The sequence below is a fragment of the Bradyrhizobium sp. MI1.10 genome (genome assembly GCF_055811035.1).
Genome location: NZ_JBVVPN010000011.1, coordinates 1 through 2898 on the forward strand (window position 1 = coordinate 1; position 2898 = coordinate 2898).

Below are 2898 nucleotides of genomic sequence, written 5' to 3' on the forward strand. Positions count from 1 at the left end.
AGATGGCAGCATCCGACTACGTGCCGATCTTCTTCAAAAATCGCTTGCATCTCGCGGGGCGTCCACAGATGAGTACGCGCCCCGGTCTTCCGGTTAGATTGAGCGCCTCGCCTGGAATTCGACTTTGCTTCGACTTGGAGTGCACGATGTCCAACACGATGTCCAAAACAATTGCGATCCTCGCGCCCGGTGCCATGGGCAGTGCCGTGGCCCGCCGTCTCGGCGAGCACGGTGCGCGCGTGCTGACGTCGTTGAACGGGCGGAGCGAGGCGACGCGCAAACGCGCGGCGGATGCCGGCATGATCGGCGCCGAGGACGACGCGATCGCGGACGCCGACATCATCCTCTCGATCGTGCCGCCGGGCGAAGCCGTGGCGCTCGCCGAGCGGCTGGCCGGGCTGATCGTCCGGCGCGAGAAGAAGCCCGTCGTGGTCGATTGCAATGCCGTCAACGTCGATACCGTGATGAGGATCGAAGAGATCATCGGCTCGGCACAGGCGCCGTTCGTCGATGCCGGCATCATCGGGTTCCCGCCCCAGCCCGGCGGCAAGAGCCCCGCGTTCTACATGTCCGGCGAGCACGCCAAGGACGTCGCCGTGCTGAAGGATTTCGGGCTCGACGTGCGGATCGTCGAAGGGCCGGTCGGTGCCGCGTCCGCGCTCAAAATGTCCTACGCCGGTATCGTCAAGGGCCTCGCCGGCATCGGCTCGGCGATGGTGGTCGCGGCAACGAAAGCGGGGGCTGCCGATGCGCTGCGCGACGAACTCGCACGCAGCCAGCCCGCGGTTCTGGCCCGCCTCGAAGTCGCGCTGCCGGACATGATCCCGAAGGCCTATCGCTGGGTTGCGGAGATGCGGGAGATTTCCGGCTTTCTCGGCCCCGATCATCCGGCGAGCCAGGTTTACGAAGGCTTTGCGCGCTGGTTCGAGCATCTCGCCGAGGACGCGAAAGGCGACGCGGCGGATACCGATCTGATGAAGGCATTCGCCGCGGGCATCGCGCAGAAGAAATCCTGATTGTCCGGTCTCAGGTCACGGTCATCGATCATGTGCCGTGCACCGAGTCCAGAAAACCCTGGATGTCCCGATCGCGTCTCAAGCGCACGACCGGGACGTCAGCGCCATACTGCACACGCTCGGCCTCGATGACAGGCGCGCGCTCGGTGTCGTAGCGCCACGCCTCCCGCATCAATTTCCAGTCGAATTGTTCGGGACACCCCTCCGGGAGGTCGGGCCGGGTCCTGTCGCGATCGAAGGCGGAGCGCAGGAGAATGCGCCACTGGCAGAGCCAGCGCGGGCGGTCGATGACGACCAGCGCATCGGCGCGCGCCAGCGTGAGATCGAAGGCAAGTCCCGAGAAGCTGCCGTCGACAACCCATGCGTCGCCCGCGATCGCATCAGCGACGCGCGCCCGGAAGCTCGGCTTGTCGGATGGCTTCCATCCCGGCCGCCAGTAGAGCACGTCGAGATGCACCACCGGCAGCCCGAGCATTCGCCCGAGATTCCGGGAGAGGCTCGTCTTTCCGCTACCCTGACAGCCTACGACGATGATCCGGCGCATGATGGGAAGATTTCACAAAGCCAGCCGCGACGAAAGGGGGCACTTAAGAGCCGGGCTTATCCGCATCGTCATTGCGAGCGGAGCGAAGCAATCCAGAGTCCCTCAATGGAAAGATCCTGGATTGCTTCGCTTGGCTCGCAATGATGGGGTGGACGGCCCCCGAACGGCATCAGTGTGCCAGACTGGTGATGTTGAGTCGAACCAGACAGAGGGAGCCGTCCATGTCGAAGATTAGCACGATTGGTTTGGATCTGGCGAAGAACGTTTTTCAGGTTCATGGGGTTGATGCGTCGGGAGCTGTGGTGGTGAGACGCCAGCTTAAGCGGGCCGCGGTCGAGAAGTTTTTCGCGCAGTTGCCGCCGTGCCTAGTCGGCATGGAGGCTTGCGGCAGCGCTCATCATTGGGCGCGGGTGATTGGCCGATATGGCCATGAGGTGCGGATGATGCCGCCGGGTTATGTGAAGCCCTATGTCAAGCGCAACAAGAACGACGGCCGCGACGCCGAAGGGGTTTGCGAAGCTGTGACCCGGCCGACGATGCGGTTTGTCCCGGTGAAGAGCATCGCGCAACAGGCAACGCTGGCGGTTCATAGCGCGCGTGCCTTGCTGGTGCGGCAGCGGACGATGGTGGCGAACGCCTTGCGAGCAGCCTTGAGTGAGCTCGGGATCGTGGCGGCGCAAGGATATGAGGGGCTGTGCGAGTTGATGGCCCGGCTCGAGGAGCCGAGCCAGGAGGTTCCGGAGATTATGCGGGGTGCCCTGTTGATGCTGGCCAAGCACTGGCAGGCGCTCAATGCCGATGAACGGGTGCTTGAACGTCAGATCGCCAAGGCTGCCCGTTGCGACCGCGACGCCAAACGGCTCATGGATGTCCCAAGCGTCGGCCCGATCATCGCCAGCACGGTCCTGGCCAAAGTGCCCGACGCAAGAGTATTCCGCTCTGGCCGTGACTTTGCGGCCTGGATCGGAATCACCGGCAAGGACCACGGTACCGGGGGCAAGCATCGCCCGGGACGTATCTCCAAACAGGGGGATCGCATGCTGCGAGCGCTGCTGATCAGCGGAGCCAGTGCTCATCTGCGACAACAGAAGGCGCGCGGCGTCACCGATCCGTGGCTGCGCGATCTGCTGGCGCGAAGACCCTACAAGGTCGCCATGGTGGCCTTCGCCGCCAAAACCGCCCGGATCATCTGGGCCATGCTGGTTAAAGGAGAAGCTTACCGAGACCGGGGGGGCGCCCCCGGGCCGGGGGGGGGGGGGGGGCCCCCCCCCCCCCCGGGGCGGCCCCCCCCAACCCAAGGGGGCCCAGAAAGGTGTGGTGATTGGTGGGCGAGACCCA

Annotated in this window: 2 protein-coding genes and 1 pseudogene; 2 read left to right on the plus strand and 1 reads right to left on the minus strand. The window is 64.8% G+C overall.

Annotated features, from left to right (window positions below):
* The first annotated feature begins 158 nt into the window (after window positions 1–158).
* Window positions 159–1016, plus strand: a complete 858-nt coding sequence (locus AC0L3K_RS13450; RefSeq protein WP_219685577.1) for an NAD(P)-dependent oxidoreductase — start codon at window positions 159–161, stop codon at window positions 1014–1016.
* A 28-nt stretch (window positions 1017–1044) separates the two neighbouring features.
* On the opposite strand, the gene AC0L3K_RS13455 is transcribed toward AC0L3K_RS13450, so the two are convergent.
* Window positions 1045–1491: a P-loop NTPase family protein gene (locus AC0L3K_RS13455; RefSeq protein ID WP_246649581.1), complete on the minus strand. Its 447-nt coding sequence runs from the start codon at window positions 1489–1491 to the stop codon at window positions 1045–1047.
* A gap of 290 nt (window positions 1492–1781) precedes the next feature.
* Here AC0L3K_RS13455 and AC0L3K_RS13460 point away from each other — a divergent pair.
* A pseudogene (locus AC0L3K_RS13460) lies at window positions 1782–2783 on the plus strand (IS110 family RNA-guided transposase); the annotation flags it as partial.
* Window positions 2784–2898 lie beyond the last annotated feature (115 nt).

Coding starts and splice junctions, on each gene's coding strand:
- AC0L3K_RS13450 (WP_219685577.1), top strand. CDS start 159: ATGTCCAAAACAATTGCGATCCTCGCGCCCGGTGCCATGGGCAGTGCC.
- AC0L3K_RS13455 (WP_246649581.1), bottom strand. CDS start 1,491: ATGCTCGGGCTGCCGGTGGTGCATCTCGACGTGCTCTACTGGCGGCCG.